At 45.6% G+C, this 25,897-nt stretch carries 25 protein-coding genes and 4 pseudogenes; 13 read left to right on the top strand and 16 right to left on the bottom strand.

What is annotated here, in order from left to right; translation table 11 throughout:
• Positions 1-11: 11 nt before the first annotated feature.
• From FQ015_RS22640 to FQ015_RS22630, 3 genes and pseudogenes are all read right to left on the bottom strand, one after another.
• Positions 12-3,509, bottom strand: coding sequence for an autotransporter outer membrane beta-barrel domain-containing protein (locus tag FQ015_RS22640; RefSeq protein ID WP_001360336.1), 3,498 nt, complete (start codon positions 3,507-3,509; stop codon positions 12-14).
• Positions 3,510-4,093: 584 nt separating this feature from the next.
• A pseudogene (locus FQ015_RS22635) lies at positions 4,094-4,339 on the bottom strand (IS91 family transposase); the annotation flags it as partial.
• 61 nt (positions 4,340-4,400) lie between these two features.
• Positions 4,401-5,638, bottom strand: a pseudogene (locus FQ015_RS22630) (IS3 family transposase); the annotation flags it as partial.
• Positions 5,639-5,723: 85 nt separating this feature from the next.
• Here FQ015_RS22630 and tnpA (FQ015_RS22625) point away from each other — a divergent pair.
• Genes tnpA (FQ015_RS22625) through tnpC form a run of 3 tightly spaced genes read left to right on the top strand, consistent with a single transcriptional unit; the run spans position 5,724 to position 8,125 of the window.
• Positions 5,724-6,155 carry an IS66-like element accessory protein TnpA gene (gene tnpA, locus FQ015_RS22625; RefSeq protein WP_000422716.1) on the top strand — a complete coding sequence of 144 codons (432 nt, stop codon included), beginning with the start codon at positions 5,724-5,726 and terminating at the stop codon, positions 6,153-6,155.
• Positions 6,152-6,502 carry an IS66 family insertion sequence element accessory protein TnpB gene (gene tnpB, locus FQ015_RS22620; RefSeq protein WP_000624718.1) on the top strand — a complete coding sequence of 117 codons (351 nt, stop codon included), beginning with the start codon at positions 6,152-6,154 and terminating at the stop codon, positions 6,500-6,502. The genes tnpA (FQ015_RS22625) and tnpB (FQ015_RS22620) overlap by 4 nt, the downstream gene beginning before the upstream one ends.
• 30 nt (positions 6,503-6,532) lie before the next feature.
• Positions 6,533-8,125: an IS66 family transposase gene (tnpC, locus tag FQ015_RS22615; RefSeq protein ID WP_053276423.1), complete on the top strand. Its 1,593-nt coding sequence runs from the start codon at positions 6,533-6,535 to the stop codon at positions 8,123-8,125.
• A 95-nt stretch (positions 8,126-8,220) separates the two neighbouring features.
• Here the strand turns inward: tnpC and tnpB (FQ015_RS22610) are convergent, their stop codons facing one another.
• Together tnpB (FQ015_RS22610) and tnpA (FQ015_RS22605) are read right to left on the bottom strand one after the other, a co-directional pair.
• A complete protein-coding gene (tnpB, locus tag FQ015_RS22610) occupies positions 8,221-8,568 on the bottom strand; it encodes an IS66 family insertion sequence element accessory protein TnpB (RefSeq protein ID WP_160524533.1) in 348 nt (115 codons plus the stop codon).
• A complete protein-coding gene (gene tnpA, locus FQ015_RS22605) occupies positions 8,565-8,945 on the bottom strand; it encodes an IS66-like element accessory protein TnpA (RefSeq protein WP_001171523.1) in 381 nt (126 codons plus the stop codon). The genes tnpB (FQ015_RS22610) and tnpA (FQ015_RS22605) overlap by 4 nt, the downstream gene beginning before the upstream one ends.
• Positions 8,946-9,465: 520 nt before the next feature.
• Here tnpA (FQ015_RS22605) and FQ015_RS22600 point away from each other — a divergent pair.
• Positions 9,466-10,698 carry a deoxyguanosinetriphosphate triphosphohydrolase family protein gene (locus FQ015_RS22600; protein WP_053878002.1) on the top strand — a complete coding sequence of 411 codons (1,233 nt, stop codon included), beginning with the start codon at positions 9,466-9,468 and terminating at the stop codon, positions 10,696-10,698.
• Positions 10,699-10,797: 99 nt separating this feature from the next.
• On the top strand, positions 10,798-11,367 hold the full coding sequence (locus FQ015_RS22595; protein WP_025670550.1) for a hypothetical protein: 570 nt from the start codon (positions 10,798-10,800) through the stop codon (positions 11,365-11,367).
• 416 nt (positions 11,368-11,783) lie between these two features.
• Here FQ015_RS22595 and FQ015_RS22590 read toward each other — a convergent pair whose 3' ends face one another.
• Together FQ015_RS22590 and FQ015_RS22585 are read right to left on the bottom strand one after the other, a co-directional pair.
• Positions 11,784-12,218, bottom strand: coding sequence for an H-NS histone family protein (locus tag FQ015_RS22590; protein ID WP_000038249.1), 435 nt, complete (start codon positions 12,216-12,218; stop codon positions 11,784-11,786).
• Between the two features lie 413 nt (positions 12,219-12,631).
• Positions 12,632-12,805, bottom strand: a complete 174-nt coding sequence (locus FQ015_RS22585; protein WP_153274857.1) for a hypothetical protein — start codon at positions 12,803-12,805, stop codon at positions 12,632-12,634.
• Between the two features lie 135 nt (positions 12,806-12,940).
• Here FQ015_RS22585 and FQ015_RS22580 point away from each other — a divergent pair, with 135 nt between their 5' ends.
• Together FQ015_RS22580 and FQ015_RS22575 are read left to right on the top strand one after the other, a co-directional pair.
• Complete coding sequence (locus FQ015_RS22580) at positions 12,941-13,114, top strand: hypothetical protein (RefSeq protein WP_000258194.1); 174 nt, start codon at positions 12,941-12,943, stop codon at positions 13,112-13,114.
• Positions 13,111-13,455: a ProQ/FINO family protein gene (locus FQ015_RS22575; protein ID WP_025670549.1), complete on the top strand. Its 345-nt coding sequence runs from the start codon at positions 13,111-13,113 to the stop codon at positions 13,453-13,455. Before FQ015_RS22580 ends, FQ015_RS22575 begins: the two co-directional genes overlap by 4 nt.
• An 18-nt stretch (positions 13,456-13,473) precedes the next feature.
• Here FQ015_RS22575 and FQ015_RS22570 read toward each other — a convergent pair whose 3' ends face one another.
• The 9 genes and pseudogenes from FQ015_RS22570 to FQ015_RS22540 form a co-directional block, all read right to left on the bottom strand.
• Positions 13,474-14,022 (bottom strand): hypothetical protein, encoded by a 549-nt coding sequence (locus tag FQ015_RS22570; protein WP_025670548.1) that lies wholly within the window; start codon positions 14,020-14,022, stop codon positions 13,474-13,476.
• Positions 14,023-14,290: 268 nt separating this feature from the next.
• On the bottom strand, positions 14,291-14,527 hold the full coding sequence (locus FQ015_RS22565; RefSeq protein WP_000958154.1) for a helix-turn-helix transcriptional regulator: 237 nt from the start codon (positions 14,525-14,527) through the stop codon (positions 14,291-14,293).
• Positions 14,528-14,640: 113 nt separating this feature from the next.
• Positions 14,641-14,973, bottom strand: a pseudogene (locus tag FQ015_RS22560) (hypothetical protein); the annotation flags it as partial.
• A gap of 1,070 nt (positions 14,974-16,043) precedes the next feature.
• A pseudogene (locus tag FQ015_RS24800) lies at positions 16,044-16,265 on the bottom strand (transposase); the annotation flags it as partial.
• 117 nt (positions 16,266-16,382) lie between these two features.
• Positions 16,383-16,499, bottom strand: a complete 117-nt coding sequence (gene astA / locus FQ015_RS24795) for a heat-stable enterotoxin EAST1 (protein WP_225394407.1) — start codon at positions 16,497-16,499, stop codon at positions 16,383-16,385.
• Entirely contained in the window at positions 16,462-16,635 is a 174-nt protein-coding gene (locus FQ015_RS24790; RefSeq protein ID WP_353884580.1) for a transposase, read from the bottom strand. The genes astA and FQ015_RS24790 overlap by 38 nt, the downstream gene beginning before the upstream one ends.
• 14 nt (positions 16,636-16,649) lie before the next feature.
• Entirely contained in the window at positions 16,650-17,528 is an 879-nt protein-coding gene (locus FQ015_RS22550; protein ID WP_000769114.1) for a restriction endonuclease, read from the bottom strand.
• Positions 17,529-17,855: 327 nt separating this feature from the next.
• Positions 17,856-18,587 (bottom strand): inovirus Gp2 family protein, encoded by a 732-nt coding sequence (locus tag FQ015_RS22545; protein WP_160524532.1) that lies wholly within the window; start codon positions 18,585-18,587, stop codon positions 17,856-17,858.
• Between the two features lie 1,505 nt (positions 18,588-20,092).
• Entirely contained in the window at positions 20,093-21,223 is a 1,131-nt protein-coding gene (locus FQ015_RS22540) for a hypothetical protein (protein ID WP_000147743.1), read from the bottom strand.
• A 184-nt stretch (positions 21,224-21,407) separates the two neighbouring features.
• Between FQ015_RS22540 and FQ015_RS22535 the strand changes: the two genes are divergently transcribed.
• From FQ015_RS22535 to FQ015_RS22510, 6 genes are all read left to right on the top strand, one after another.
• Positions 21,408-22,292: a GTPase family protein gene (locus FQ015_RS22535; RefSeq protein WP_000010391.1), complete on the top strand. Its 885-nt coding sequence runs from the start codon at positions 21,408-21,410 to the stop codon at positions 22,290-22,292.
• Positions 22,293-22,494: 202 nt separating this feature from the next.
• Positions 22,495-23,175 carry a helix-turn-helix transcriptional regulator gene (locus FQ015_RS22530; protein ID WP_089565402.1) on the top strand — a complete coding sequence of 227 codons (681 nt, stop codon included), beginning with the start codon at positions 22,495-22,497 and terminating at the stop codon, positions 23,173-23,175.
• A 147-nt stretch (positions 23,176-23,322) separates the two neighbouring features.
• Positions 23,323-24,000 (top strand): hypothetical protein, encoded by a 678-nt coding sequence (locus tag FQ015_RS22525; protein WP_001097301.1) that lies wholly within the window; start codon positions 23,323-23,325, stop codon positions 23,998-24,000.
• Between the two features lie 5 nt (positions 24,001-24,005).
• Positions 24,006-24,239, top strand: a complete 234-nt coding sequence (locus FQ015_RS22520) for a DUF905 family protein (protein ID WP_001278287.1) — start codon at positions 24,006-24,008, stop codon at positions 24,237-24,239.
• An 89-nt stretch (positions 24,240-24,328) separates the two neighbouring features.
• On the top strand, positions 24,329-25,147 hold the full coding sequence (locus FQ015_RS22515; RefSeq protein ID WP_001175153.1) for a DUF932 domain-containing protein: 819 nt from the start codon (positions 24,329-24,331) through the stop codon (positions 25,145-25,147).
• Between the two features lie 265 nt (positions 25,148-25,412).
• On the top strand, positions 25,413-25,892 hold the full coding sequence (locus FQ015_RS22510; protein ID WP_001696591.1) for an antirestriction protein: 480 nt from the start codon (positions 25,413-25,415) through the stop codon (positions 25,890-25,892).
• Positions 25,893-25,897: the final 5 nt, after the last annotated feature.

Raw genomic sequence — 25,897 nt, 5'->3', positions numbered from 1 at the left:
TTACCGACACATCAGAAACGATATTCCACACTCAACATGGCAGATGTATTATGGTATCCATGTTCTCCAAGTTGAATGCCTGCATCAGCCCGGAATGCTACTTCTGGTGTTATCATTCCCACAACACCACCATTTATTTCTCCGATATCACGCGCACCATCCTGGTATATACTTACACCATTCATACTGGTGCCGAAAACACGACTATTGTGCAACCAGTGTGCCTCCACAAATGGTCTGAACGGAACCGCATACCGCGTATTTTTACCGTTTTTGCTGGTAAGCCATGTTCTTGCTCCCAGGCGGGTGAGAATATTTCCGTTACCGGTATTTTCAATACTGGTTCCGTTACTTTCATGATATTTGTCTGATTTTACATTCATCCGGACAACCTGAAGCTGCGGCTGAACATACCATTCATGACTTCCCTTGTAATTGTCGGTAAACTCTCCAGCCTTCCATGAATATCCTGCTTCCAGAGATACCGTAAACCCTTTTGACTTCCATGACTCAGCAGGCAGCCGTTCTCCATTTATATGATTATCAAACCAGCTGTATTGCAGCCAGCTATCAAGATAAGAACCATTGTGTGTTTCATCATTGGCATACCATGTTGCATAAAGACCCGCTGTGTATCCATTCATTCTTCCTTCCGAATGGTATCCGGTGCTCAGGGCATTCGTACTGTTATTATTATGACCATAGCCAGCCATCATACCTGTATGCCAGCGATCGGTACCATTCAGGCTCCACTGAGCTATATCTCCCCCTATTAACACAACGTAGCTATTCCCCCGGGTTCTCAGCTGACTACTGTTGTCACGCCAGCGATTATGTTTTCCTTTATTATACATCCAGATACCTGCTTCATTTTCTTCTCCTGTCATGTGGCTGATATACAACTCCTGTCCCTGTCGTTCATACAGATTCGTTACAAACAGATTATTTGCAGCAGCAATACTGGCAACATAGCTACCTGCCTCAGGACGCAAATTATTATCATGGCTTTCCGGTACAGCTTCAGGTTGTGGTACAGGAATGTCTTTTCTGCTAATCAGATACCAGTTAGTGCTGTTAATCCCCTGACCACGTTTCAGTATGTAATCATAAGCTCCGGCTGTAATACGTTCCGTCTGAATGAATTCAGCATTATCAGCATTGCCACTGACGTGAATCACTTCAATCCCATTAAGTGTCTCTGCACCAGTACCACCGGCCTGAGTAACAGCGACACGGGTACGGCCACTGGCATTACCTTTAATCACCAGACGATCTGTTTTCGAATTGTCACCACCTGTTTCTGTCTGGAGGAGAATAAGTCCATTTCTGCCAGTGTAATTCCCTCCGACAGTCAGTATATTACCCGGCATATATGTAGTGAGATCGACTATACCACTATTGCTCAGATTTCCTGCAACGCCCCCAAACCCGGAGAGTTTGCCCTGCTCTTCAACAATGACCTGGTTACTGCCGAGCATCACCGGTGAATCTGCGTTCCCCAGTATCACTGTCCCCTGAATAATATCTGTCATCCCGGTCCATTTTGCGTTATCGCTAATGTTCAGTGCACCTGCTCCCGTCTTGCGAACATTACCATAACCACTGATATTGTTGGTAAGCTGCCATGCTGATGTACTGTTCAGAGTTAATGTGCCATAGTTATCAACAAAGGCTGTCCCCAGATTATCAGCCGTGGATACAGCCAAATGAGCCCCCTTATTCACGGTAAAAACACCGGAAAAATTACGATTATTACCCGTTATATCAAGCATTCCCCCATTTATGTTCAGAGAACCATCCCCTGCAATAGTACCTGCAGATTCTCCTCCATTATTCAGTATCAGACTTCCGCCATGAATGTTCAGCACAGAGCCTGCAGCCGTCAGTAGTTTGCTTATTGTCTGAGGATACCCATTCATATCCAGTTCTGCGCCACGGGATAAATATAAATACTCAGTCCGACCAAGAGCATCAGGTGCAGCAAGAATTAATACGCCAGATTTAACCTCTGTATTTCCTGTATAATTGTTTGTTGCAGAAAGTATAAGAGTACCATTACCTGATTTTGTCAGACTTTTGCCGTCCCAGCCATCATATAATAAAGGTGAAAGATTATCGGAAAGAGAAACGCCTATGTTCAGAGTGGCATCTTTTTCTATATTAAAGGTTCCATATCCCATCCCTTTTGTATTATTCCATCTCAGCATGGATATCAGTTTGTTATCGTCGTCATTTAAAGACGTATAAACATAACTTTCAGCACCTTCTGTCAGTAATACATTGTATTGTACAATGTGACTATTATCAGCGATCGAGATACCTGTGTCTGACGACAATAATGTGTAATAGTCCTGAGTCCAGTTCTTAATTGATGTGTCTATATTAAGCCATGAATCACTTTTTAATGTAATAGTATTTGCGTGAACATTAGCATTTCCTACAGACAGGTTCATAGATGCGTCTTCATCAATACTTATATTTCCGTTAAAAATGGAGTTCTTGCCTGACAGATAAACAGATGAGCCATTCCCAATCATTAGCCCACCATTAATTGCTGTTGCGTTATTGATGTTTTTAATAATTAATTCATTTGTACCATTAACAGGTATACTAGCTAGTTTAATATCACCATTAATCACAGAATCTGAATAAATATCTAATGAATTATACCCGCCAGAAAAAATTATTGATGTATTATAAGCATCTTTTTGGCTATTATATAATCCTGAAAGATTACCATGATTATTAATATGGATATCTTCTCCATAAACAGAGCAACCACCGTCGGGGCCATACCCCCCCTGAACAATACCGTTATTATTCAAAGTGATTTGATTTCCAGAAATAGCATCTCCCCCTTGTTTTATTCCATATCCTCCAGATATCATGTTGTCGTTAGTAATGAAAAGATTACTACCATTAATACCATCACCACCGTTTACGCCATTACCGCCCAATATTCCTCCGGAATTATGCACTGTAATATTGCTACCGGTTACACCGGAACCACCTGTCCCACCTACATCATCACCTCCGTATATACTTCTGTAATTATCAACTATAATATCATCCCCGCTTAACCCTGCACCTCCGCTACTTCCTGAGCCACCAAGACCATTACCCCCATATACATTTCTGTAATTGTTTATAGATATTTTGTTGCCACTAACAGCAATTCCACCATTATATCCATCTCCTCCCCAAACACTACCATTATTATTTAGCGTAAAGTTTTCACCGTAGACACCTGCACCACCGATTGATGTATTGCTTGTTCCTCCTTTGATGTTAATACTGCTTTCAACAGATAGTATATTTTGAGTATAACTTGTTTTATACGGCACGCTGATATTAAGCGCCGCGTTTCCATCAACACCTGTAATACTCCTGGTTATACTTTCAGGTATACCATTACCATTCAGTTGTATTGTTTGCGCACCAGAAAAATGAGACTGCACAGAATAAAGTATACTGACCAGAAATTGTAAAATTCGTATATTCTTATTCATACTGTTTTTTCTTTAGTGATGCATTTTTTATCAACCATACAAGCACATTATTTCATTGATACTAATCACATCAGGATGAATGTTTTTTCTCAATAGAAATAAGTGTCTTTATTCCTTACCAATTTATTCTGGTTATTCCTCTTATCCAGACGTCTCGTGATACTCCCTGTATTTATTATAGAGTATATATATGTACTGCGTTTAAATCATGAAGACGACAACCTGTTTTACATAAATTATTCCTAAGTATTTTTCCAGAGAAGACCTAGGTATAATGATGTGCACTGTCTGGTTTTCTTACAACTGACTTAGCGATCTGCATATCCGTGATAACGCCTGAATAAATAGGACGAGAGAACTCTTAACCAAATAATCTAACACTTTTAATCGACAGGAATTAAAAACCCGGGGAGGTTAAAAAAACACAAAAAAATGGATGTTTATTCAACTCTGGTTACGTACCATGAGGACTGCATCCACAATGCACCGGCAATTAAATGGCTTTCATTGATTGATTTTTTATATCTGTGATGATTTTTTGCTCCATTCCTCAAAAAATGGACGCAACTTCCCCTCTGCGGCTCTCAGCTGTATACCCGCTGTCGTGCCAGTGGCTCATGCATCATGACCAGCTCTGCCAGACGGTAGCCCCGCTTCAGCCCCGTAAACCGCATCTGACCTCCGCACAGGATGCACTTCAGCGGGTCAACCTTCAGTAACCGCTGATACACCCTTCTCCGCCTGATTTGCATCGCCGTTTTTCTCTCCGTTTCTGTTATGACGTACACAACATTTTCCAGTAACCGGCGCTTCACCGGACTCAGGAACCCGTTGTCAACGCCACGATGTTTGACCGTTCTGGGGATGCGGACGATTTCCTGGACTGCTTTATCATTCCAGCCCGCATTGTTGGCGGTACATTTTGGGGCTGACTGCACCCGGCGATAATTTTATACGCCGCTCGTTATACCATCTGATGTAAGTATCCACTTGCTGCATGAACTTTTCTGGCGTGATGCCCGACCATTTACGCCCATGATACATTTCCGTTTTCAGTCTGCCGAAAAAGCCTTCGCATGCCGCATTATCAGGTGAACATCCTTTGCGGGACATTGAGCGAATAAGACCTTCTGCATTCACTCTTTCCAGCCAGCCTGACCAGCGATAATGCCCACCTCTGTCACTGTGTATCACCGGTCGTTCACCAGCATTTAACGTTTCGACAGCGCTATCCAGCATAGTGTTGACCAGTTCAGCATCGGGGCGTGTACTGAGAGACCAGCTCACAACTTTTCCATCGAAGCAGTCCACCACCGATGATAGCCAGACTTTACCTGCAGGGAGGTGGAACTCCGTGATATCTGTCAGCCATTTCTGATTAGGTTGCTCCGCCTTAAAATCTCTGGCGATAAGGTTATCCGGAGCCGGTCCGATTTCTCCGCAATATGAGCTGTAGCGGCGACGACGGTTACGGCTGACGACAAGCTGTTCTTCCACCATAAGTCTGCGTACAACCTTTTCTGATAGCCGCCCCCCCCCTCATGCCTGAGCATCGCATGCAGGCGACGATAGCCATAACACTGGTAATTACTGTTAAATATATCTGTCAGCATCGTACGTATCGTGGCGTATTTATCACCGGCTTTCAGTGCAGCCCGGTGATAAAAATAACTGCTACGGGCAAGGCCCAGAACATGCAGTAATTCTGTCAGGGGATATGTTTGTCTCAGGGCATCAGCGATCTTCGTTTTCTCTCTGTTGTTCAGGTGACTGATACTGATGCCCGGGTCTTTTTTTATGATTTCCTCCGCCTTTTTCAGAATATCCAGCTCCATCTGCCGGCGGCGTATTTCCTGATTCAGTCGGGCGACTTCCTCCCGCAACGCATCGCGTTCTGCCTCCAGGGAAGGTTCGTTATGTTTACGCATAGTCTGGTAAGCACTGTTGCCGATAATTTTATCTTTCCATTTATACAATACCGCACGACTGACACCAATACGCCTGGCGATTTCACTGGCTGATACTTGTCGTGTACAGAGTGCCATGACAGCCTGACGTTTGACTTCTGGTTCAAAGGGCGCAACCGGGTTGGCCTTACTGGTAAATATACGTCGTCTGTCGGGATAAAGGTAAGCGTAAACTGACCGCCGTATGTAGCCATCAGACGAGAATTGGTAACTTAGACGCCCATCTGATATAGACGGACATCTAAGTATGGAATTACAGGACTGGCGAAAAGAACCTCGTAAAAACTATTCGAATGAATTCAAACTTCGTATGGTGGAACTGGCATCACAACCTGGAGCTTGTGTTGCACAGATTGCACGTGAAAATGGCGTCAATGATAATGTTATTTTCAAATGGCTCAGGCTCAGGCTCTGGCAGAACGAAGGGCGTGTTTCGCGGCGTCTTCCGGTAACGACCTCTTCTGACACTGGCGTTGAATTATTACCTGTAGAAATAACGCCGGATGAGCAGAAAGAACCTGTGGCGGCCATTGCGCCGTCTTTATCCACTTCCACTCAGACCAGAGTCAGTGCCAGTTCCTGCAAGGTGGAATTCCGTCACGGTAACATGACGCTGGAAAATCCATCGCCAGAGCTGCTCACGGTGTTGATCCGTGAACTGACCGGGAGGGGAAGATGATCTCACTCCCATCAGGTACCCGTATCTGGCTCGTTGCCGGCGTTACCGATATGCGTAAATCCTTCAACGGACTGGGAGAACAGGTACAACATGTGCTGAATGATAATCCCTTCTCCGGTCACCTGTTTATCTTCCGTGGCCGACGGGGTGACACCGTTAAAATTCTTTGGGCTGATGCTGATGGTCTGTGCCTGTTCACCAAACGCCTGGAGGAAGGCCAGTTTATCTGGCCTGCGGTACGTGACGGCAAGGTATCCATTACCCGCTCGCAACTGGCAATGCTCCTCGATAAGCTGGACTGGCGTCAGCCAAAAACATCCCGCCTTAACGCACTGACAATGTTGTAAAAAACGCCTGGCCGCATTATAAAAACGGCCATGAGTCAGAAATACCTCATTCGCATTGCAGAACTGGAAAGCCAGCTCCGTCAGAAAGACCAGCAACTGAGTCTGGTTGAAGAGACGGAGGCCTTCCTGCGCTCTGCACTGGCACGTGCCGAAGAAAAGATCGAAGAAGATGAACGGGAAATAGAACATCTGCGGGCTCAGATAGAAAAACTGCACCGGATGCTGTTCGGTACCCGTTCTGAAAAACTGCGTCGTGAAGTTGAACTGGCTGAGGCTCTGCTGAAACAACGTGAACAGGACAGCGATCGTTACAGTGGGCGGGAAGACGATCCTCAGGTTCCCCGCCAGTTGCGACAGTCGCGCCATCGTCGTCCGTTACCGGCACACCTTCCCCGTGAAATACACCGCCTGGAGCCAGAAGAAAGCTGTTGCCCGGAGTGTGGCGGTGAGCTGGATTATCTGGGGGAAGTCAGCGCTGAACAGCTGGAACTGGTGAGCAGTGCCCTGAAAGTGATCCGCACAGAACGGGTAAAAAAAGCCTGTACAAAATGTGACTGTATTGTTGAAGCACCGGCGCCGTCCCGCCCGATAGAGCATGGTATCGCGGGCCCCGGATTACTTGCCCGCGTGTTAACGGGAAAATACTGCGAACATCTGCCACTGTATCGTCAGAGTGAAATCTTTGCCCGCCAGGGTGTCGAACTGAGCCGGGCCTTACTCTCCAACTGGGTTGACGCGTGCTGCCAGTTAATGACACCGGTGAATGATGCCCTGTACCGTTATGTAATGAATACCCGCAAGGTTCACACTGATGACACACCGGTAAAGGTACTGGCACCGGGTCAGAAAAAGGCGAAAACAGGGCGTATCTGGACGTATGTCCGGGATGATCGCAATGTGGGTTCGTCATCTCCTCCAGCGGTCTGGTTCGCGTACTCGCCGAACCGGCAGGGGAAACACCCGGAGCAACACCTTCGCCCCTTCCGGGGTATCCTGCAGGCGGATGCGTTCACAGGTTACGACAGGTTGTTCAGTGCAGAACGTGAAGGTGGTGCACTGACAGAAGTTGCGTGCTGGGCCCATGCCCGGCGAAAAATCCACGATGTATACATCAGCAGCAAAAGTGCGACGGCAGAAGAAGCCCTGAAGCGAATCAGTGAACTGTACGCCATCGAGGATGAAATACGGGGATTACCAGAGTCAGAGCGTCTTGCAGCCAGGCAGCAGCGAAGCAAAGCGTTACTGACGTCGCTGCATGAATGGATGGTGGAGAAGAATGGCACGCTGTCGAAAAAATCCAGACTGGGCGAAGCGTTCAGCTATGTACTGAATCAGTGGGACGCCCTCTGTTATTACAGTGATGATGGTTTGGCAGAAGCGGACAATAACACAGCGGAAAGAGCGCTTCGTGCAGTCTGTCTCGGAAAGAAAAATTACGTGTTCTTCGGTAGCGATCACGGCGGCGAGCGTGGAGCACTGCTGTACGGGCTGATCGGCACCTGCCGTCTGAACGGTATCGATCCGGAAGCGTATCTGCGCCATATTCTGAGCGTACTGCCGGAATGGCCCTCCAACCGTGTTGACGAACTCCTGCCATGGAACGTAGTACTCACCAATAAATAAGCGTCAATACGGTGCTCCGTTGACGCTTACAAGAGATGTCGTTCATAAGCCCGTATTTTACCGGGCTTATTCTGTGACAACCAGGATAAAGAGATTTACAGCATGGTCAGGGAGGTCAGCAGCCGCTTAGGCTGTCGCCAGTCGATACCTTCCAGCAGCATCGCCAGCTGCGCCTGCGTAAGGAACACTTTGCCATCACGGGCTGACGGCCAGGCGAAGCGCCCACGCTCCAGCCATTTGGTCAGGAGGCACAGCCCGTCACCGGTGGACCACAGCAGTTTAACCTGACTGCCGCTGCGGCCCCGGAAAATGAAAACATGGCCGGATATGGGATCGTCTTTCAGCGCCGTCTGTACTTTCGCAGCCAGGCCGTTGAAGCCATTTCTCATATCGGTGATACCGGCAACCAGCCAAATTTTGGTCCCGGAAGGTAACGGGATCATCGTTTCAGTTCCTGTATCAGCAGAGTCAGGAGCTTTTCGCTGACATTGCCATTGAAGCGGAGCGTCCCGTGCCGGAACGTTACCTCACAGCTGATACTGAGGGTTTCCGGGTCCTCTGCGAGCGATTCTGGCTGTTCGGCAGCTGCATCGAGAGTCACAGGAAGTAGCTGGGGGCTCTCTGAAGAAGGTAATAGCAGCTTTCCCTCGCGCCATTGTTGTCGCCATTTGAACAACAGATTGGCGTTAATGCCATTTTCAAGAGCAAGTTTTGAGATGGATATCCCGGGTTCACAGGAGGCAGCAACGAGCAGCTGTTTAAATTCGGGAGGATAATTAGGGCAGCCTTTTCGCCTGCCGGGAGTCACATTTTTCTGCATATCTGACACTTTGGTTCCCACTACTTATTTGGTGGACACCACTTTGTCTAATGCGTCAGATTCTGACCAGACGGTTCAGGCTGTACGCTTACGAATGTTGTTCTGCCGGCGCTGCATGTTCTCCCCGTATTCTGGCCTGTGTGATGCCAGTGTAAATTTATGTCAAAAAGTGTCAGCGAGAAAATTTACACCTGAAAAAGTCTGTCGTGAAACTGTTTTATGGCGAAACATCAGGAAGAGTGTCAGAAATGTGATCGGCATTGTGGTTTTACGGAAGAGCATAAGGCAAAAAATGGCGGGAAATTCATTGACATTCACGGAGGATAAACAACACCATTTTGTTATCCAGCAGGAAAACCGTAATCCTCCCTTTGCATCCGGACAAGGTTCGTACTGACAACATAACCTGAAATGGCACTAATGGACAGAGCTTACTAATACATAATCCCTACAGGATGTAGCCACCAGTTTTGTTCATCCGGTATTCTGATTTGGTAACATTCTCCAGAAAGGAAGAAATATGTACTGCAATGAATTAAAAGAATTTGCGCAAGAGCAGGAACAAAAACTTATCAGTGCGCTTGCTGATACCAGAGAGCACCCGTCCCCCGATGGTGAAACAAGAAGCCGGGATAATTATCAACGGGATTACGCGCGTATTCTGTATTCATCATCATTTCGCAGGCTGCAGGGAAAGATGCAACTTTTTGAAATTGATCCTGAAAAATTCAACAGAAACAGATTAACGCACAGTCTTGAGGTTGCTCAGATTGCCCGAAGTATCGCGTCAGACCTCAAACTGGTTAACCCGGTGGTGGTTGAACTGGCAGCGCTGGCGCATGACATCGGAAATCCTCCTTTCGGTCATTCCGGTGAAAAACTGCTTAATGAACTGTCTGAAGAAATCGGCGGCTATGAAGGTAATGCACAGGCGCTACGTATCCTGAGAAAACTGGAGAAGAAATTTTCATACTGCAACGGATTAAATCTGACTCACCGTAGTTTACTTTCGGTTGTTAAGTATCCCGCCCCTCGCACTGCAACTACTGCCGGCAAGTTCATTTATGATGATGACTTTGATTTTTATACTAACCTGCTTGCTGAAAATCAGCTCGATCTGAATCCCGGAGAGAAAACGATTGATGCGCAGATAATGGATCTCGCGGATGAGATTGCCTACGCCGCGCATGACCTGGAAGATGCCCTTAGCAGGAACATGGTCACGATTGAAGATATTGAATATGAGTTTCAGATTTCTGACGAATTCCGGGGAGCGAGGGAACAGTTCAGGGAAATCGTTACTCAGTCGAGAAACACCGCTTTTCAGGCTAACTTACTGAAAACCTCAGAAGAATTTGCCATCATATTCCGCAAGGAGTTAACTTCAAATATTGTCAATCGCCTCGTTGCAGATATTTCTGTAGTAACGAACCTGAATGGTTTTCAGGAACTGGGGTTCGGGAAACTGAATGCGTTATCCGAAGGGCTCAAAAAACTTCTCTTTAAAGTCATCATGCGAAAACGTAATATCCTCACCTATGAGTTCAGGGGAAATAAAATAATCAGGGATTTATATGACTTTTACAATGAAGGAGAGAATTATAAATTTCTGCCTCCTGAACTTAAATTCACCTTACCCCAACCAGATTCCTGTATATTTGAAATCAGCAAAAAACGAGCAGTGGTTGACTATATTTCAGGTATGATGGATACATTTGCAGTCAAGGAATGGGAAACTCACTGTCTGAAGTAACACTGTCGATTACCAGAGGCGCATATTTTCCCGTTATGGTTATTGCGCCTTTATTCCGTTTCGGTGACAGGTTATTTTAAATATTCTGGAAATGCGTTGATGGGCAAGAACAATTACCCTGAAAATAAATACAGGAAATGGTTTTCCACAGCAATAACATATCTTATTACAGGTGGTTTGTGCTGGTATATGTTGTGGGCATCCGCTATATCTCATTATACTGTTTTACAAAATACGGTACCTGAATGGGCAACATATTTTTGCACCGGTATAATCACCGGATCTCTTTCTTTTATTTATGCATTTTATATCCGCACCTTTAACAGAACATTAAAGTATTTATTAAATGCATTCACGGGGGGATTTTGTCTTGGATTTATACTGAGTCTGAACTGTTACGATGTCTGTGTTTATCTTTTTCCGGATAAGGTTATTAGCTATGAATCTGAATATGATGTTGTTTTTCCGGGACCATCAAGAGGAAAGTATGGACATTGTGAAGCGGGACTCTGGTTGAAAGATCAAAACACTTCCAGATGGATACAACTTTGTACAAATAAAGAGTTCCTGCGCAGTCACCATAAGCAGGGGATGACAGGTGTATGGGTAACAGCTCGTGTTAATAAAATTGGGTCGTATATCGTGAAAGATGAATTTATCTATATGTAGGTAAAAGCTGACATGTTTACCATGGATGAGTTGCTATATTTTTGCGCATACAGGAGTAATCGATTACTGGCTATACTAAAAATACAGAGAAAAGCTATCCCGGGATAAAGATTACCAACTCACAGAGACAAGCCTTGCCTTATAAACAGATAAATATCATCAACACAGATTCAGAAGCTGAAGCAGTAAGCCATGGTTAACTGCCTGCTGCCAGTACAGATAAAACAATCAGTCTCGCTGACTGGCTCTTATCACTATCGTTATTTCATAACTCTACAGTATAACTCATTTATCTTTATTGCCATATATTAGCATGAAGTCAGGCATTTTCATTCCCTGTCGATAATATATCAACTCCGGAGAAGTGCTTGCTATATATTCCTTGATATTAATACAAATTCAAATATATATTGCTGTTATTCATAATCAGGACCAGATGATACTTCCTGAGATATAAGAAAATCATCAAGAGAACCTCCGGCTTTTATAGCCTCTGCTATGGCCTTAGGCCGACGTCCTTGCCCATTCCAGTACATTCTTTTACCGTTATCGTCATACTCGTATTTATGCCCTCCTGACACACTTTTTCTGCCTGCCTGTGATTTTTTGCCAAATTCACGATAAAAATCTTCCAGAGATATACCATGTTCATCCATGAGTGATTTGATAGCTTTCATATTTTCCTTTCGCTCATCACGTTGCTGAATAGCTATGTCAAAGTTTTCCTTAACCTTATTTAAATCTTCATCAGACATTTCTGTGACCAGTTTTTTAACAAAGTCAATACTCAGAAGTAATGCCCGGTAAGTAATGAACTCTTCATTTTCAACAGAAATTTTCTTCTTACTCATTTATTAACACTCAGCTTTTCATTCATTTATGGCAAATCCTATCAGGTGATTTGCCATAAAAATAATATATGTATCACATTTTTCGACACTTAATCGTCACTTCCTTTCCGAAGGAAAGGCCATCGCAGAAAGTAAGAGAACGTTCTTTGTATTTGATACTTAGCGAAATTGCGCCGGTCACTACTTGTCTGAGTCCATTCACTTTCGTTAATGTTAATGAGAAAACCCGCAGTATGATGCGTAATTTCATCAAACTGATGAAATTCGGTAGCAATCATATATCTGGTGTAGCCTGCATATTCGCAGGAAAACGAATATCGATTATACTAATGGACTAACAATCTCCAGCCTCTTCAAGAAGATGTTATAAATACACACAGATACTGATTCTCATCCCTTTCAGGCCTGGAACACTATTTCTGCTTTTTAGCATCATCTGGTAGCGATACTTTCCAGGTATGTCGCCCCATTTTTGTTCGTCTCCATTTTTTTAAGAATTGTGCAAGTAAAAAACTTTTTACCTCTCCTGGAACTGTCGTATTTGCTGATATTGTTCGTTTGTCTAAAGAACCTGCTGGTCTTGTCATTAATATTACCTGCTGATTGCTTCACACCCGGGCTCCTCGCACTGCGCGCGGGTTATTGTTTCGTTTTCAGCCCCGGGGTCGCCAAGGCTCTGGATGGGGTACTACTTCCATTGACAGCATGAGGTAACAATACTGATGGTAACGCTGACCATTAACCGTAAACCACAGGGCATTTTCAGTAAATCACCGGCAACGCCGCTGCAGGATAAAATGAACACTGCACACAACGTGAAGGCCAGGGAACGGATACCACAGTTGAACGATAAACAGAGCCCTGCTCTGCTGAAAAAACACCGTGGCGGCATATGACAAAACGCCAGCGTAAAAACCGTAAGCGTATTAATCGTCTTGTGGAACACTGGCCTGAGTTATTCAACCGGGAAAAACCCCAACCGCTTAAAGTTGAGATACCTGACGACCTGATACAGGCTATCGCCATCAGAGAACTGGCGTTTAGCGCAGGTGCATTACGCGCGGCAGTAGCGTCTTATGTGCAGTCTCCGCGCTATTACCGTGCGTTAATGGCTGGCGGCGCCCGTTACGACCTGAAGGGGCAGCCGTGCGGGGAAGTGACTCCACAGGAACAGAAAGAGGCAGAGACCCGGCTAATGGTGCTGAATGACCGACAAAAAGCCAGAAAACCTCGTTGACTACACAACTGCGCTGATTCACTGAGCTGTAATCAATGTACAGCGCTGTACCGGACGATGGGTAATGGCGGTCACAACCGGTAACCCCAGAGACAATGCGACGGTTTTTAACGCTACATACTGACCGGATGTATCACCCCGGGCAACCCGAAAACACCTTTCAACCTGGCATTGCCCGCCAGCGCTTATCACCTTCCAGGTCTGTTGCAATAAATCCACCCGTTGCGAACATTCTTCATCAACCGTGGCACTGGCCCGCGGATGGCAAATGCTCGTCTGGCTGAGCAGCAACAGGCATCGTATTGTTGCTCCTCCATGTTGTTCCCGCAACCAGCGTAATACCACCGGCGAGAATGGACTGGCCGTGTGATTACGCTCAATAATACGTTCGTGCACCTGTCGGTAAAAGGAAGTACAGAATGCATGAATCTGTCGCCCGTTGATATTTCCTTCTGCCGAATGGAGTGTGAAGTGAAATGCCAGCAGATGCGGCCAGTGGTCCACCGCCTGCTGAACAAAACGCCGGATGTCTCCCGGCTCTGAAAGTAATGCTTCGGTTATTTGCACGAAATGTTCCTTTTCAAACCCTGTTGAATTTTGTTAAACCGGTGCAGACACACGGGAAGGTGCGCATCAACACCGGTGTAATGCCAGTTATAAACAATGTGAATGGAATGACGAATCAGTCAGGAAAGAGCTACAACCTGCTGGCTGACCGGAGAGGGTCAGCAGGAAAATGAACGGTAATGTCGCCAGCACCAGGGACAGGGCTGATTTCCGCAATACCAGCGCCGGCATTTTGCACATTGCCAGCGTACCGGCATCACAACACGTTTCATGCTGCTGCTCCTCGTGACTCCTCAATTCGCTGCTGCATCCACTGCTCCACTTCACTTTTGTACCAGCGGCTGCTGCGGCCCAGCTTGATGGGTTTAGGAAAATGACCTTCACTGATTAACTTGTAAAACCATTTGTCAGTCATACCGGTGAAGCTGGTGATGTAGTTCATGTCGATCAGGGGATCGTCGGCACGCAGCAACACGCTGTCGTGGCCTGTCATTGAGGTCAACATGGTCAGAATATCCTCTGTGAGATTTATGAAGGTTGTGCGAATGCGGGGAAAGATGCTGAGCCGTATTCTCAGAACGGTCCTGCAGATCCGGGATAGCCGGGATTACCGGCGAGGCAACGGGCTTCCGGCTCCGCAAAGGGATATATTTTTTTAACCCTCTGACGATCGATCCAGAAAACCGCATGCGCATGAAAACCATGATCAGCCGTCCATTCAATCACCCAGAAGAAACCAACGATATTTTCAAATTGTTCCACCTGCTCCAGCAGCATACGCAACTGCAATTCAAGCCAGCGATGATCAGGTTGTAAGAAATCAGGCGTATCTTTCCTGTAGAAGAAATCCATCCGTAAGGCCCGCAGGCAGGAATAGCGTGCCATCATTTGATTGATGTGATTGTCAAGTAAAGCGGTAAAAAACCAGTTTGGTGTGTAAGATTTAGGCATGTTGATGACTCCTGAAAGTTAATGATGTTTTAAGCTCTGTGAGCGAATTAATGCTTTCGCTCATAATCAGATCTAAAACGGTAATAACTTACAGAAGGTATTTATCAGGCATGCTGTAGCAGAATGGATACGACGGGTTATTAACGATACGCAGCATTATGCAGAAAGAAATGGATTATCTGATGGTATTTGCTAAAGAGATGAGATAAACGAGGCGCGAAGAAAATACAGATTCAATACAACACAGTGAAATACAGAAAAATACGAACTGTAATCCCGCTGTCAGGCGGTTAGGAAAAATATTACGACTAATAACATCATAAACTACAAACTTGCTCTCAGTGAGTCTGCAAAAACGTGTACAAGGCCAACGCAATAAACTTATACGCCCTCATCCAATCTGTTCTTAAGGACATGAACGTTAACCGCACACATTACCAGAGTAAAAAATACCACTGGCATGATTTTTACTCTGCATCTTAAACAATACAACCCGAAACAAACATAATCAGGAATTCACTCTGTTGATTCTGTTGTTTATCCAGCTCTGTTAATCGTTACAGAATCATGGATACCTTATCAAAGAGTAAACTTTCGGTTAATCAGTGATGACAGAAGTATTGATATTTACCAGAATAGTTAAAACACATCAGATAAACAATCATTGTTAAGCAAATGCAGCTCATGATGGATAAAATTAAAATAAATTATTATTTCACTGAAAACAGGAACAGATAGATATCAGCAATAGCGTAGTAGAGAATAACTTATCCGAACATCATATGAGTTACAGTAATTATGATTGAGGGGGATGGAGTGGATACGATAACAAGAGTAATACTAATGGAATGTGTAACGATAGAGTGAATATAATCGTAAAGATAGAGAGTGAGTAAAGACAGGAAGTAAATAACAATAGAGATTATATCAAAAAGGGAGTGAGTATAATAATAGTAATAAACCTAAATTAAAATTATCCATATTTTATGTAAGTATAAGTCTGTTTCATAATGATGTACAGAGGTTCGTTATAACGAATCTGTAAACAATTCTGTGTAATTGCTGCCACATTAAAGGTGATCGCTCAGGCGGTCACCGAACTCGGTAATAAAGCGACTCATTGCCATACGCCAGTCCTTCAATGGCACTGTCCATTTCTGGGACGCAGACTGGATTGCCAGCCACACCACTTTTTTCACCGAGTCGTCTGTCGGGAACACTTTACGCTTTTTGATCGCATGGCGGATCACACTGTTTAGTGACTCGATGGCATTTGTCGTATAGATCACTTTGCGGATGTCCGTCAGATAAGCGAAGAACGTGGTAGATTCGGCCAGTTAGCCTGCCAGCGTCGGCTTATCTAGTGCTTGCTAGCCTGCCTCTTCCGTGGGTGCCTGATTAAATCTCTTTCAGGTCGCGAGTGACGGCTTTGTAGTCCTTCCATGACACGAAGCGCAGACTGTTGCGCACCATATGCACGATGCATAACTAGATGTGGGTCTCCGGATATACTGTGTTGATGGCATCTGGGAAGCCTTTCAGGCCATCTGCACAAATGATAAGGATATCGTTCAGACCGCTGTTTTTCAGTTCAGCCAGCACATTGAGCCAGAACTTCGACCCTGTACACGATTTTGTGTGAAACAACGGGGAGCAGGTCATCGCTTCCCAACCCGTTATTTCAGCGTGCCGAACTGTTTGTCTTTCAGTGCATATAGTCGGTCGAACTCAGCATAGGGCTCTCCCGTTTCAGCCGCGTGCCGGGTTTTAGCATCCAGAAGGTCGGGTAAAGGGATCCTATGATTCAGTGAGTGGTAAAGATCATAACCACTGACACAGATAACCCGCTTCCCTTTACCAAAAGCCGTCAGGCCTTCAGGCGTAAACCCCATCCAACTGATAAAAACACCGCGTGTCCAGGTTGCCTTGGTACTGAGCTTTCCTTCAAATACATGGAGGTCGGCAGCCGACGTTCTTTTCTGATGCCACTTTGCCTCCATCAGGTAAAATTCATCATTCAGTCGGAAACTTCCGTCAATCTGTTCGCCTGTATTTCGGAAAGACGAACGGGGAGCAAGCTTAAAGATACTGAACAGTTCAGCAAGCCAGGCTTCAAACCGAAAACCACGTGGATGTGGCGGCAGAGATTTCATCTCGTTCATTTCAGCGATAAGTGAATGCCAGTCAACACCATGCCATGCCTGGACAGGCTTAACGCCTTTGGCTTCATCGGTGCCAGCGTTTTCTAAGCGGGAAATCAGTGCAAGATAGTCATTACGGCTTTGTTCAGCCAGTTCAGGCATGGATTCCGTTTTATACTGCCAGAGCGCACCAAGAACCCGCAGAGCGGTCTCACGATCAACCTGTTTCAGCAAGCATCTAACTCGTTTTGCTTTTGACGCCCCCTCTTTCTGATAACGTTCATCATCAATATCAATGTTCAATTCTTCATCGAAAAAAGCAGACAAGGTGCGGTTAGAGAAATCCAGTATCCAGCCAGGATCGCTCTCGAACACGATATTAAACAGCCTCAAATCCTGCATTTTCAGTTTCACGCCTACCTCCTTTTTTCACAGTATAACGGGATGAAAGTGGGGGAGGAAATGAGTCAGAACCTGTACACCAGCATTAGGGGATTCCGCGTCTGGTACAAAGCAGACTATGAGAAGAGAGACGCTATAACATTTGAGTCCTACCAATCGATCTGTTCATTTCTATGAATGGCAGTAAATGCAAATAACCAGAACAACCAAACGTTTTTCGACTTATGTGTCACGAACGGAAGTAGATGGCAATCCATTGCATTACTTCAGGACGACTTTTCAGAAAGCGAGCTAAGGGCGTTGGCATAAACTCAGGCATCGGATGCTGTTTTACAGGGTTCACCTGCCATCCAGTAGACGCCCCAGCCCACGACTGCAACCATAATTACGTTGACCAGAACCGTCATGCTGCTTCGTCTCATACTTCACGAGATAACGGGCTCTGTTCCGGGCTTTCTGCATCGCTTCCACATCACCACGCTTGATCCAGAGAACAGCGGCTTCACCAGACTTTTTGTCTGAAACCTTCCTGGTTTCAGAACATCCACCCGACAAAGGCGTATCATCGGAAGAAGGGCGAGCATCAGATGATGTCGGTTTACGGAAAGGCGTCCGCCTGGAAAAATGAACCAGTCCATTACCCTGCCAGGGCTCAAGATGCAGGGCGCTGCACCATGCCTCCTGGATCATCGTCGCCAGCGAAGACGGTTCGCTGAAATCCCCGAGCGAGCACCAGGTATCTTTGTTGAGCAGTAATATCACGTGATAATGTTTCCTGCCATACATCTTGCCGAACTCCCGGCACCAGAAATAACCCAGGCTGGTTGCATGCACACGCTGATTGGCACATCTTTTTTTCCGCTGGTAAGCCTGAATTTTGGCTTTCAGGGATGCAAAAAAACGAGAAATCACCGCTGAATCCGGATCGGGATCCATGATGGTGACAGGCATATACTCAGGGAAACGTAAATCCACCCGGATTAACGAGACGGCACGGTGCTGCGCCAGGGCACTGTCGAGAAGGCTGTCAAAACGGGATAACCAGTAAGCATTGTGTATTGGTTGATTCATGATGAGAGATCTCCGTTGATTTGGATTGACTTCACATCATTAATCACCGCGGTAAAACTTTACGGCATCCGGCATTGAGCAATGCTACAACTTTCTGATTAAGAGTGATTGAAACGGAACAAACCATCCCGGAACAAAAAGATAATCCTACACACAGGGTAAAAACACTCAAGAACAGCGAATGGATTTAAAAACGACATGGACAACGAGAAAAGTCAGAAGGGAAAAGGATCCACAGAACATTCAAACAAAACACCAGAAACGCAACCAGAACGCTTCCTGGTAATGCAAATCAACAACAACGCCAAAACCTACAGCTTAATCACACAACTCAATCACGGATGCGAATGACATGTTTAAAACCTGTTTACAGATAACGCCGTTACACGATCATCCCCATCAGAATCGATTTTCCCTTCCTGAAAGCGTTACGTTTCACTACGCACCATAAAAACGATTAACCATCGATAACGTAAACTTCATCTGAATCAAAACACCAAAACCGTTCATCACACTTTCGCAATGCAAGAAGAAACCTCATGACGAAAACAATGACCTTACACGGAAAAGAAAAACGTCAGGAATCGTTAATGCCTAAATCTGATTGTTATCAAAACATCCAGAAAGTCATTTAACAGAATCGTTGTAAGCACATCGAAAAGAACGTCAGATTACTTCAGGAAAGTTCGGGTTGATTTAGCGTAAAGATACTTTTCTCATGCTAACGTCGAAACTCGAAATCTCAGGAAAGGTTAAACGTAACATCAGTAAAATCGAATAGCAGATTGATTGCTGAAGCAGAAAGGTTTTACAGCAGCATTAAACTGATTTAGTTAACGTAAAGATTTACTAAACTGGATGTGTATAGCAATGCTTAACGAAAACAATTGTAGAAGTGTTTATGAAAATACGTGTATAACACTTACTGAAATGCTTAGTTAAAATACTTAGTAAAATACGTATATATAGTATCATACCGACATTAGCAACATTCTCAGACACTCATGCAGACTGAATGTTGATTACCCGCTTTCACATCAGGCATGGTTCTTTACTGACCAAAAAACAAACTGGTTTACTCTTGAATTATTTTCTCTACCTCAGAAAACATGGTCTCAGGAATCTGTTATGGCTTCGTAGTTTCTGTTGTTCTTTTCATAAAAGTTATAAGTTATTGTCATAATCATACGATAATCACTTTATGTTAGTTTTTACTGTCACACGCTACTGACTTTTTCAGTCATTGCCAGAAAGGGGCTCTTTTTACTTCCATTTCACCACTCAACAAATGCAAAACTTTTCCAGTAAAGCGGACCACCACTTGCTCACAAGCAACGAATCGTCTCCAGGAACAGCCCTCAAACATTGCAGAAACAAAAACAACAAAACCCTCATTATCACTGATGTTCGGAAAATTTCCATGACCCAAAAAACGAAATTTAAATGAGACGCATTATCATGCGTGTGATCAAAAAGACGTTATGGTAGCTTTCAGTTAAATGGTGCTATTTCTCATAAATCCACTTAACTTTTTTTACTGATTCATCCCAGAGAACCACTTTATCAGTAAAAAATGAATTATATAGATTGACGAGTTTTTCTGTTTCAGTTATTCCCAATGCATTATGTATCAGTTGTAGATATGCTTTTATCCAGATTTCTTTACCCTCCCTCCACTTATCTATAAAGCTTTCCAACTTACTTAATCGTTGATTTATAAAAAATGAATCAATATCATGAAAAAACTCAACAAGAAAACAGCACGAGATAATCTCAACAAAAAACAAATTCTCCTTAAAAGCATTATAAAACTTTATCAACACATAACGAAAAACACCTCCTGTTAACCTTTCCTGTTCATAAAACAACAAGCCAAAAATAGGCGGAAATCTTTTAACCACACCACTTTTAATCCAGTAAGGATGATGATTAGTCTTTACTGGCAGTGAATAAAAGAACAATTCGGTTTCTCTTTTCCCACCACAAACAGACAAAACAGTCTTATAAAGACTTTTTGAATCACTATATCCTGACACTCCAGACGAATTAGCAGGGTATTTTCTTTTTACTTTTTGCCTTAATGGAGCTGGAAGGATAATAAAACGGGATGGTAGATAACAATCGCTTTCAGAAGACCTGCATTCGCACACATGAAGATTTATATTTACATCCGGACAATTCAAAAACCACACAGAATAATTATCGCTCCGTTTGCAATATGAAACCCATGAATAAATTGCATAAAGTTCAGAAAGTACATCTAACTCTGCTTTTGATTTAAATGTGATACCGTTTCTTCGAATTCTCGTTTCCAGCGTTCTCCATGCCGGAGTTTTCAGTATCTCACGAACTTTTTTATTAAGTTCAGCCAGCGATGGTCCCTGCTCCTGTTTATGTTTCTTCCTGCTGTTAATGATTTCTCTTTCTTTTACTAATTTTTTCTTACTTTTGGGTCCTTTTATCTTTCTTGGCAATGCTTCATTTAATCTGTGAACAGGATTTTGCTCTCTTCTTTTTTTGAGCTCACAAAACCTCTCATAATGTTTTCTGCACAGTCTTTTCTCCACTGCCATTTTTACTGAGAAAACCTGATTGTTACAATTTTTTCTGACGCATTTGTTTTTACGTCCGGTCATCCTCTCATCTCCTGAAACCGCAGTATGTCATTAGTTCCCGTTCGGAAAAACTCACTTCATACTCCATTACACTTTAACGATCATGTCTGTAATTCAGACATTCCATCATTTTTCACGTCCATATTACATGAATGATAAACCGGATTAGTGTGATCCGGTTCAGCGAAATCAACAGGATAACGGTATGTCATTCAGCCATTCTTCCCTCTCCGCACAAGTGAAATCATATCTGACGTTTCTTCCTGAAGAAATTCGCCAGAAAATCCTTGAACATCTCCACTGTGTTATTCATTACGAGCCCGTGATTGGCATTATGGGTAAATCCGGTACAGGCAAAAGCAGTCTGTGTAATGCCATTTTTCAGTCCCGTATCTGCGCCACACATCCTCTGAACGGCTGCACCCGCCAGGCTCATCGTCTTACCCTGCAACTCGGTGAACGCAGAATGACGCTGGTCGATCTGCCCGGCATTGGTGAAACACCGCAGCATGATCAGGAATACCGGGCACTTTATCGTCAGCTGCTACCGGAACTGGATCTGATTATCTGGATCCTGCGGGCTGATGAACGTGCGTATGCTGCCGATATTGCCATGCATCAGTTTTTACTGAATGAAGGTGCAGATCCCTCGCGTTTTCTGTTTGTTCTCAGCCATGCCGATCGCGTGTTTCCTGCTGAAGAATGGAATGCCACAGAAAAATGCCCGTCCCGTCAGCAGGCGCTCTCACTGGCGACGGTGACAGCCCGGGTGGCAACCCTGTTCCCTTCATCATTTCCGGTACTCTCCGTTGCTGCACCTGTCGGCTGGAACCTTCCAGCGTTTGTGTCGCTGATGATCCACGCACTGCCACCACAGGCAACCAGCGCGGTGTATTCACATATCCGGGGAGAAAACCGCTCTGAACAGGCCCAGAAACACGCACAACAGACTTTTGGTGAAACCATCGGGAAAAGTTTTGACGTCGCCGTTGCCCGTTTCAGTTTTCCGGCCTGGATGTTACAGCTTCTGCGTAAAGCCCGGGACCGCATTATCCACCTGCTGATCACACTGTGGGAGCGTCTGTTCTGACACACTCACGCCGACAGGATGTGTCGCTGGATTAACGAGCATTCTTCTTTTTATGAAATCATGCTTAAAAATCAGATAATTAAAAGAATATTTTTTCTGCTGCATTTTATTCCTGATTATCCGGATGCGACACATCCTTTCAACATCATGATGCATAATAACATCATGAAATAAAAGATGTTTTCTTACGGAGTGCACATCTATGTCTGATAATCGTTCCCGGCATGATCGCCTGGCGGTTCGCTTATCACTCATTATCAGCCGACTGATGGCCGGAGAATCTCTGTCACTAAAAACACTGTCAGATGAATTTGGCGTTACAGAACGTACTTTACAGCGCGATTTTCATCAGCGTCTGGTTCACCTGGATTTAGAGTACAGAAATGGCAGGTACAGCCTCAGACGACAGAGCAGCCCAGGTGCGATCCCTGAAATGCTTTCTTTTATACAGAATACCGGGATCGCACGGATACTTCCGCTCCGGAACGGACGACTGATAACCTGTCTTACCGACAACCAGGAGCCCTTTCCCTGCCTTATCTGGCTACCGGCGCCGGATATCACTGCAACGTTCCCCGAGTGTTTCTCGCAACTCATCCTGGCAATAAGACAGTGTATCCACATCTCTCTGATGACTGAGCGATGGTATCCGTCACTGGAGCCCTGCCGGCTCATTTATTACAGCGGTAGCTGGTATCTGATCGCGTTACAGAAGGGAAAACTGCAGGTCTTTCCTCTGGCAGATATCAAATCAGTTAGCCTGACATCAGAACGGTTTGAACGGAGAGGCCACATCCACAGTCTGGTCGCTGAAGAGCGTTTTATCTCCGCCCTGCCACATTTCTCTTTCATCCATAAACTTATCAACACCTTTAACCTGTGATCGCCGGCCTGCCAAAGCCGTCCCGACAGGTATGGAGACAATATGTTGAACAGAAAACTAAATATACGGCTACGTCATTCCCTGAACAGTCACTGCATACCTTCCATCATTATCAATAACACCGTACGTTCATTTCAGAGGTCAGTCATGAATACCAGAGCTCTTTTTCCCCTGCTGTTCACTGTGGCATCATTCTCCGCCTCCGCCGGCAACTGGGCTGTCAAAAACGGCTGGTGTCAGACCATGACGGAAGATGGTCAGGCGCTGGTAATGCTGAAAAATGGCACGATTGGTATTACCGGCCTGATGCAGGGATGCCCGAATGGTGTACAGACGCTCCTGGGCAGCCGTATCAGTATTAACGGTAACCTGATCCCCACATCACAAATGTGTAATCAGCAGACGGGATTCAGGGCTGTTGAGGTGGAAATCGGACAGGCGCCGGAAATGGTCAAAAAAGCCGTTCACTCCATAGCAGAGCGTGATGTGTCCGTTTTACAGGCATTTGGTGTACGAATGGAATTCACCCGCGGTGATATGCTGAAGGTCTGTCCGAAATTTGTCACATCACTTGCCGGTTTTTCCCCGAAACAGACGACCACTATTAATAAAGATTCCGTCCTGCAGGCTGCTCGGCAGGCATACGCTCGGGAATATGACGAGGAAACAACAGAAACCGCTGATTTTGGCTCTTACGAAGTAAAAGGCAATAAGGTTGAGTTTGAAGTATTCAATCCTGAAGACCGTGCGTACGACAAAGTGACCGTCACGGTTGGTGCTGACGGTAATGCCACCGGCGCCAGCGTTGAATTTATCGGAAAATAGCCGGTATGTCGGACTGCCACCCTGTTTTATTGCCCGAAGGCCCTTTCTCACGCGAACAGGCGGTTGCCGTCACAACAGCTTACCGCAATGTGCTTATTGAGGATGACCAGGGAACGCATTTCCGGCTGGTTATCCGCAATGCCGAAGGGCAGCTACGCTGGCGGTGCTGGAATTTTGAACCTGATGCCGGAAAACAGCTAAATTCGTATCTCGCCAGTGAGGGAATTCTCAGGCAATAAACGTCTTCATTTCATCCATCAGGCCGCGTCTTCTCCGGGAGACGCGGCCTTTTCGTTTATACCGCTAATTCATTCATAAGGAGCAAAGTATGCAATTAGCCAGTCGTTTTGGTCATGTAAATCAGATCCGTCGGGAGCGCCCACTGACACGCGAAGAACTGATGTACCACGTCCCGAGTATTTTTGGAGAAGACCGGCACACCTCCCGCAGTGAACGGTATGCGTACATTCCCACCATCACCGTCCTGGAAAATCTGCAGCGGGAAGGCTTTCAGCCGTTCTTCGCCTGCCAGACCCGTGTGCGCGACCAGAGCCGCCGGGAATATACCAAACATATGCTGCGTCTGCGGCGGGCCGGACAGATAACCGGTCAGCATGTGCCTGAAATTATTCTGCTCAACTCCCATGACGGTTCATCCAGCTACCAGATGTTACCCGGATATTTTCGTGCCATTTGTACCAATGGACTGGTCTGCGGTCAGTCTCTGGGAGAATTGCGTGTTCCACACCGGGGAAATGTGGTGGAGAAAGTTATTGAAGGGGCTTACGAGGTGGTGGGCGTGTTTGACCGGATAGAGGAGAAGCGTGATGCCATGCAGTCGCTGGTCCTGCCGCCACCGGCACGCCAGGCGCTGGCACAGGCGGCACTGACTTACCGTTATGGTGACGAACATCACCCCGTCACCACCGCCGACATTCTGACGCCACGACGCCGGGAGGATTACGGTAAGGACCTGTGGAGTACTTATCAGACCATCCAGGAGAATATGCTGAAAGGCGGAATTTCCGGTCGCAGTGCCAGAGGAAAACGTATCCACACCCGTGCCATTCACAGCATCGACACCGACATTAAGCTCAATCGCGCATTGTGGGTGATGGCAGAAACGCTACTGGAGAGCCTGCGCTGATGCAATCTGTCCCTGAAGGCGTGATTCAGGCACCAGAATCACCCGACGCCCCGGAGAACTCAGTCTGTGCAGACTGAGTACAGGCAATGGCATCTTCTGGCCATCCGTCTGTGACCGGAACGGTTACGCGTACGGCTGTCCGGAATTTCAGCCGAATATCATTCATCCCTGATATTGCCGGGTCTCACGGTCAGTGATGAACGTGATGTTGTCAGCCCCCGGCCTTTATTTCCTCTCATTTATACACATTGTAAGGATTTCACTCATGAAAATCGTTTCTCAGAACACAACTGCTCTTTCTTCAGCCACAGCACCAGGGAATAACCAGCCCCAACTGGTTGCTACTCCCGTCCCTGATGAACAACGTATCAGCTTCTGGCCGCAGCATTTTGGCCTTATTCCACAGTGGGTGACCCTGGAGCCCCGTGTCTTCGGCTGGATGGACCGTCTGTGCGAAGACTACTGCGGGGGCATCTGGAATCTGTACACCCTGAACAACGGTGGCGCATTTATGGCACCTGAACCGGATGACGATGATGACGAAACATGGGTGCTGTTTAACGTCATGAACGGTAACCGCGCTGAAATGAGCCCGGAAGCCGCCGGCATTGCCGCCTGTCTGATGGCGTACAGCCATCACGCCTGTCGTACAGAGAATTATGCCATGACGGTTCATTATTACCGGCTGCGGGATTATGCCCTGCAGCATCCGGAATGCAGCGCCATTATGCGCATCATCGACTGAATGGA

This window comes from Escherichia sp. HH26CH (assembly GCF_009820205.1).
GTDB lineage: Bacteria > Pseudomonadota > Gammaproteobacteria > Enterobacterales > Enterobacteriaceae > Escherichia > Escherichia coli_F.
The sequence above is the reverse complement of the archived record's forward strand: the minus strand, read 5'-3'. Positions and strand labels throughout refer to the sequence as shown.

What these genes read in the sequence shown, in the direction of transcription:
- FQ015_RS22640 (WP_001360336.1), bottom strand. Translation starts at nt 3,509, where the DNA reads ATGAATAAGAATATACGAATTTTACAATTTCTGGTCAGTATACTTTAT.
- tnpA (WP_000422716.1), top strand. Translation starts at nt 5,724, where the DNA reads ATGGAATTACAGGACTGGCGAAAAGAACCTCGTAAAAACTATTCGAAT.
- tnpB (WP_000624718.1), top strand. Translation starts at nt 6,152, where the DNA reads ATGATCTCACTCCCATCAGGTACCCGTATCTGGCTCGTTGCCGGCGTT.
- tnpC (WP_053276423.1), top strand. Translation starts at nt 6,533, where the DNA reads ATGAGTCAGAAATACCTCATTCGCATTGCAGAACTGGAAAGCCAGCTC.
- tnpB (WP_160524533.1), bottom strand. Translation starts at nt 8,568, where the DNA reads ATGATCCCGTTACCTTCCGGGACCAAAATTTGGCTGGTTGCCGGTATC.
- tnpA (WP_001171523.1), bottom strand. Translation starts at nt 8,945, where the DNA reads ATGCAGAAAAATGTGACTCCCGGCAGGCGAAAAGGCTGCCCTAATTAT.
- FQ015_RS22600 (WP_053878002.1), top strand. Translation starts at nt 9,466, where the DNA reads ATGTACTGCAATGAATTAAAAGAATTTGCGCAAGAGCAGGAACAAAAA.
- FQ015_RS22595 (WP_025670550.1), top strand. Translation starts at nt 10,798, where the DNA reads ATGGGCAAGAACAATTACCCTGAAAATAAATACAGGAAATGGTTTTCC.
- FQ015_RS22590 (WP_000038249.1), bottom strand. Translation starts at nt 12,218, where the DNA reads ATGAGTAAGAAGAAAATTTCTGTTGAAAATGAAGAGTTCATTACTTAC.
- FQ015_RS22585 (WP_153274857.1), bottom strand. Translation starts at nt 12,805, where the DNA reads ATGACAAGACCAGCAGGTTCTTTAGACAAACGAACAATATCAGCAAAT.
- FQ015_RS22580 (WP_000258194.1), top strand. Translation starts at nt 12,941, where the DNA reads ATGGTAACGCTGACCATTAACCGTAAACCACAGGGCATTTTCAGTAAA.
- FQ015_RS22575 (WP_025670549.1), top strand. Translation starts at nt 13,111, where the DNA reads ATGACAAAACGCCAGCGTAAAAACCGTAAGCGTATTAATCGTCTTGTG.
- FQ015_RS22565 (WP_000958154.1), bottom strand. Translation starts at nt 14,527, where the DNA reads ATGTTGACCTCAATGACAGGCCACGACAGCGTGTTGCTGCGTGCCGAC.
- astA (WP_225394407.1), bottom strand. Translation starts at nt 16,499, where the DNA reads ATGCCATCAACACAGTATATCCGGAGACCCACATCTAGTTATGCATCG.
- FQ015_RS24790 (WP_353884580.1), bottom strand. Translation starts at nt 16,635, where the DNA reads ATGACCTGCTCCCCGTTGTTTCACACAAAATCGTGTACAGGGTCGAAG.
- FQ015_RS22545 (WP_160524532.1), bottom strand. Translation starts at nt 18,587, where the DNA reads ATGAATCAACCAATACACAATGCTTACTGGTTATCCCGTTTTGACAGC.
- FQ015_RS22540 (WP_000147743.1), bottom strand. Translation starts at nt 21,223, where the DNA reads ATGACCGGACGTAAAAACAAATGCGTCAGAAAAAATTGTAACAATCAG.
- FQ015_RS22535 (WP_000010391.1), top strand. Translation starts at nt 21,408, where the DNA reads ATGTCATTCAGCCATTCTTCCCTCTCCGCACAAGTGAAATCATATCTG.
- FQ015_RS22530 (WP_089565402.1), top strand. Translation starts at nt 22,495, where the DNA reads ATGTCTGATAATCGTTCCCGGCATGATCGCCTGGCGGTTCGCTTATCA.
- FQ015_RS22525 (WP_001097301.1), top strand. Translation starts at nt 23,323, where the DNA reads ATGAATACCAGAGCTCTTTTTCCCCTGCTGTTCACTGTGGCATCATTC.
- FQ015_RS22520 (WP_001278287.1), top strand. Translation starts at nt 24,006, where the DNA reads ATGTCGGACTGCCACCCTGTTTTATTGCCCGAAGGCCCTTTCTCACGC.
- FQ015_RS22515 (WP_001175153.1), top strand. Translation starts at nt 24,329, where the DNA reads ATGCAATTAGCCAGTCGTTTTGGTCATGTAAATCAGATCCGTCGGGAG.
- FQ015_RS22510 (WP_001696591.1), top strand. Translation starts at nt 25,413, where the DNA reads ATGAAAATCGTTTCTCAGAACACAACTGCTCTTTCTTCAGCCACAGCA.